Source organism: Daejeonella sp., from assembly GCF_049655485.1.
GTDB lineage: Bacteria > Bacteroidota > Bacteroidia > Sphingobacteriales > Sphingobacteriaceae > Daejeonella.
Window position 1 is genome coordinate 1 of the sequence record NZ_JBASJU010000188.1, and the last position, 3,106, is coordinate 3,106.

Annotated in this window: 6 protein-coding genes; all 6 read right to left on the bottom strand. The window is 40.5% G+C overall.

The window, feature by feature from the left end:
- A partial coding sequence (gene rpsM, locus WBJ10_RS07990; RefSeq protein ID WP_424289070.1) for a 30S ribosomal protein S13 occupies positions 1–296 on the bottom strand: 296 nt, incomplete at its 3' end.
- A 91-nt stretch (positions 297–387) separates the two neighbouring features.
- Positions 388–504 (bottom strand): 50S ribosomal protein L36, encoded by a 117-nt coding sequence (gene rpmJ / locus WBJ10_RS07995; protein ID WP_079702220.1) that lies wholly within the window; start codon positions 502–504, stop codon positions 388–390.
- A gap of 7 nt (positions 505–511) precedes the next feature.
- Positions 512–730: a translation initiation factor IF-1 gene (gene infA, locus WBJ10_RS08000; RefSeq protein ID WP_026897900.1), complete on the bottom strand. Its 219-nt coding sequence runs from the start codon at positions 728–730 to the stop codon at positions 512–514.
- A gap of 155 nt (positions 731–885) precedes the next feature.
- On the bottom strand, positions 886–1,671 hold the full coding sequence (map, locus tag WBJ10_RS08005; protein WP_424289073.1) for a type I methionyl aminopeptidase: 786 nt from the start codon (positions 1,669–1,671) through the stop codon (positions 886–888).
- Positions 1,672–1,679: 8 nt separating this feature from the next.
- A complete protein-coding gene (gene secY, locus WBJ10_RS08010) occupies positions 1,680–3,005 on the bottom strand; it encodes a preprotein translocase subunit SecY (protein WP_424289075.1) in 1,326 nt (441 codons plus the stop codon).
- Between the two features lie 8 nt (positions 3,006–3,013).
- On the bottom strand, positions 3,014–3,106 hold a 93-nt coding region (locus WBJ10_RS08015; protein WP_424289077.1), incomplete at its 5' end, for an uL15m family ribosomal protein.

Genomic DNA, 3,106 nt, shown 5'->3' on the forward strand with positions numbered 1-3,106 from the left:
CGTACAGGTAATCCCTTACGGTGACGCAGACCACGGTAACAACCGATATCCATCAAACGTTTAATGTTCAACTGTACTTCAGAGCGAAGAGCACCTTCTACTTTGATCTCATCATTGATGAAACCACGAATCGCTGCTAACTGGTCATCAGTCCATTCCTGTACTTTGATATTTACATCGATACCTGCGTCAGTCAAAATCCGCTGTGCGGTTGACTTTCCGATACCGTAAATGTAAGTAAGTCCGATCTCTCCTCTTTTGTTTCTTGGTAAATCAATACCTGCTATCCTTGCCATATATTATTGAAAAGTTGACAGTTGACAGTTAACAGTTGACAGTTGTTATCGTCTAACAACTAACTACTAAAAACTAACAACCAGTTTAAATTTATCCCTGACGTTGTTTGTACTTAGGATTCTTTTTGTTGATCACATAAAGTACACCCTTACGACGGATTACTTTACAATCAGCGCTACGCTTTTTAATTGATGCTCTAACCTTCATCTTTATTCTATTTATATCTGTACGTTATTCTACCCTTACTAAGATCATACGGTGACATCTCCAATTTTACCTTATCTCCAGGCAATATTTTGATGTAGTGCATCCTCATTTTACCTGAAATATGCGCTATGATCTCATGTCCGTTCTCTAGTTCAACACGAAACATTGCATTAGACAATGCTTCCCTGATTATTCCGTCTTGTTCAATTGAAGCCTGTTTGGCCATATAATATATTGATTTCCCTAATGTCTTTTCTACTCCTGAAGGCCTGAGAAACCGGTTTTTTTATAATCTATCTCAAAACAAGCCTTTATGTCCTGGTTTTTACCTCTTTGACCCATCGGAACAGGGATGCAAAATTAAATAAAAATATTTATATTTTAATGTTTTTGTTCTAAAACTTCTTCGATGAAACTAAAGGTCGATAGAACGTCTGCTTTGCCCTTTTTAACAGCTACCGTATGCTCGTAATGGGCGGATGGCTTTTTGTCAACAGTACTTACCGTCCACCCATCATCCCAAAACTTAACACCGGCCTTCCCAGCATTGATCATCGGCTCAATGGCTATCACCATTCCCTCTTCGAGTTTAATGCCAGAACCGCGTTTACCGTAATTAGGGACTTCTGGTTTTTCATGCAACTTCACTCCTACCCCATGTCCAACCAACTCCTTCACTACACCAAAACCATTTTTCTCTGCATGCTCCTGTACAACGTAGCCAATATCTCCAACCCGCATACCGGTAACCGCCTTCTCAATTCCGAGAGAAAGACATTCTTTTGTCACTTGCAGAAGCTTTAGCGTTTCTGGTTCCACATTTCCGATGGGAAAAGTATATGCCGAATCACCGAAGAACTTATTTAAGATAACACCGCAATCAACAGAAACGATATCACCGTCCTTGATTACGTAATCACCGGGGAATCCGTGGACAACCTGATTATTTAAAGAAATACAAAGTGAATAAGGGAATCCGTTGTAGTTTAAAAAAGCAGGGACTCCTCCGTGATCACGGATGAAAGTCTCTGCTAATTTATCAAGTTCTATTGTTTTCAGGCCTTCTCTGATAACCTTAGCTACTTCAGCCAGGGTTCTGGATACAAGAAGAGAGCTTTCTCTTATCTTTTCAATATCCTCCGAAGACTTAAAATGAATTTTAGACATGAATGACCTTAAATTACCGGGCCGCCCGCTACTGGCGTACGTCCTTTAATTCTACCGGTTTTCATCAATCCATCGTAGTGACGCATTAATAAATGGCTCTCCACCTGCTGCAATGTATCTAATACCACACCAACAAGAATCAACAATGATGTTCCGCCAAAGAAACTAGCAAACTGACTGTTGACACCTAGAATAATTGCTATTGCCGGCATAATTGCGATGATAGCGAGAAAAATAGATCCTGGAAGTGTAATCTTCGAAATTACAGCATCAATATAATCGCCTGTCGTTTTACCTGGTTTAACACCCGGAACAAAACCACCATTCTTTTTCATATCATCAGACATCTGAACCGGATTAACGGTAATGGCTGTATAAAAGAACGTAAATGCAATGATCATGAAAGCGAAAGTCAGATTATACGTTAATGAAGTATAGTCACTGAAAGATGCCAGGAATGATGACTGCATCGATGGGAAGAATGAACTTATCGTCGTTGGGATGAACATAATCGCCTGAGCGAAAATGATAGGCATAACACCTGCAGCATTAACCTTTAAGGGAATATACTGACGAACACCACCGTATTGCTTCGCACCAACGATCTTCTTTGCATACTGTACAGGGATCTTTCTAACACCCTGAACAATAAGAATTGTAAACATTACTACAAGAAATAGTGCTGCAAGTTCAACGATTAAGGTAACTAATCCTCCCTGCGCTCCCATACGGGCAGAGAATTCCGCTGCCAGGCCGAATGGCAACTGGGCAATAATACCAACCATAATGATCATGGAGATACCGTTACCAATACCTTTGTCTGTGATCTTTTCTCCAAGCCATACAATAAACATGGTAGAAGCCGTTAGAACGAACATGGATGAGATGGTAAACAATGGCTCAGCCATTAAACGCGCTTCCGGAGCTATCTGTGTTTTCACATAACCCATCGCTTGTAAAGCCGTAATTATGATGGTCAGATAACGGGTTACCTGATTTATCTTTTTACGACCGCTTTCACCCTCCTTTTGAAGCTTCTGGAAATAAGGAACTGCTATACCTAAAAGCTGCACCACAATGGATGCAGAGATGTATGGCATAACACCCAGCGCGAAAATGGAATTACGGGAGAATGATCCGCCCGCAAACATATTCAGCAATCCGAGTAAACCTTCCTTAGCATCTGCTTCTTGTATCGAAGCAGGATCTACACCAGGTATTATTATAAATGATCCTATTCTGTAGATTAAAAGGCATAAGAGCGTGAAAAGAATCCGCGCTCTCAGGTCTTCAATCTTCCAGATATTGGATAGCGTTGTAAAAAGCTTCTTCATGTGTAATATTACAATTTAACTATTGCACCACCAGCAGCTTCGATAGCTTTTTGAGCTGCCTCAGAGAACGCATGAGCTTTAACATCAAGCTTAGCTTTAAC

Bases quoted from the DNA above. Each gene is read 5' to 3' on its own strand.
- map (WP_424289073.1), bottom strand. From the start codon at position 1,671: ATGTCTAAAATTCATTTTAAGTCTTCGGAGGATATTGAAAAGATAAGA.
- secY (WP_424289075.1), bottom strand. From the start codon at position 3,005: ATGAAGAAGCTTTTTACAACGCTATCCAATATCTGGAAGATTGAAGAC.
- rpmJ (WP_079702220.1), bottom strand. From the start codon at position 504: ATGAAGGTTAGAGCATCAATTAAAAAGCGTAGCGCTGATTGTAAAGTA.
- infA (WP_026897900.1), bottom strand. From the start codon at position 730: ATGGCCAAACAGGCTTCAATTGAACAAGACGGAATAATCAGGGAAGCA.